The organism is Halorubrum sp. SS7 (assembly GCF_005435055.1).
GTDB classification, from domain to species: domain Archaea; phylum Halobacteriota; class Halobacteria; order Halobacteriales; family Haloferacaceae; genus Halorubrum; species Halorubrum salinarum.
In genome coordinates this window covers 1-654 of record NZ_SGXV01000223.1, presented here as the reverse complement: position 1 = coordinate 654, position 654 = coordinate 1, and the positions used below count along the sequence as shown (strand labels likewise).

The window sequence follows — 654 nt, the reverse complement described above, 5'->3', positions numbered from 1 at the left end:
GGAATCGACTCAACCGACTGGGGAGACCTCGAACGCCGAGAGACGACCGTTAACGTGGAGTACCTCAAGCAGGGTCTCGAATTAATAGAGACGCTCGACTGGGAGAAGGTGGACATTTGCCTCGTTGACCCACCGAATGGCGACGATGACAAGAACCCGGACAGCCCGCTGCTGGCGCTTCGTCCGGACGCACCGTTCTTCGGCAATCGCGACAACGCCGCCGTGGTCGTCGCGCCGGTTAGCGGACCCGGCCGTGGAGCAAACGATGAGTGAGCAACAGAAGCGGGAAGATCCGCAGTTCACGACGGACAGCGTCGACGATCTCGCCGCACTACTCGGTCGCGCGGCGAACTGGGCCGAGCGTGACTGCGCCGCCGACGTGATCGCGGCGGAGCTTCGCGACGGCCAGGAGTTCGTCGAGGTCGAGCTTCAGGCGGACGAGCCCGAGCTGGCGACCGACGGCGGCACCGAGACGTTCGACCCCGCCGACTACGACAGCGTCCGCGAGGCGCTGCGCGAGGCGCCGGCCGGCTACGGCGTGGAGTCGGTGATCGACTACTTCGATCCCGTCAGTGAGGGCGGCCACGAGGTCGATGTCGATGTCTGAGCAGGACGACGGAGAGATTCCGCAGCCGGTAACGTTCCCTGCCGGCG

Annotated in this window: 2 protein-coding genes; both read left to right on the top strand. The window is 65.7% G+C overall.

All coding sequences use genetic code 11. The features are described 5' to 3' along the window. A partial coding sequence (locus tag EXE44_RS20440; RefSeq protein WP_158293502.1) for a hypothetical protein occupies positions 1-273 on the top strand: 273 nt, incomplete at its 5' end. Beyond that, positions 266-607, top strand: a complete 342-nt coding sequence (locus EXE44_RS17735) for a hypothetical protein (RefSeq protein ID WP_137706192.1) — start codon at positions 266-268, stop codon at positions 605-607. The genes EXE44_RS20440 and EXE44_RS17735, both read left to right, overlap by 8 nt. The last annotated feature ends 47 nt before the right edge of the window (positions 608-654 follow it).

Coding starts and splice junctions, on each gene's coding strand:
- EXE44_RS17735 (WP_137706192.1), top strand. CDS start 266: ATGAGTGAGCAACAGAAGCGGGAAGATCCGCAGTTCACGACGGACAGC.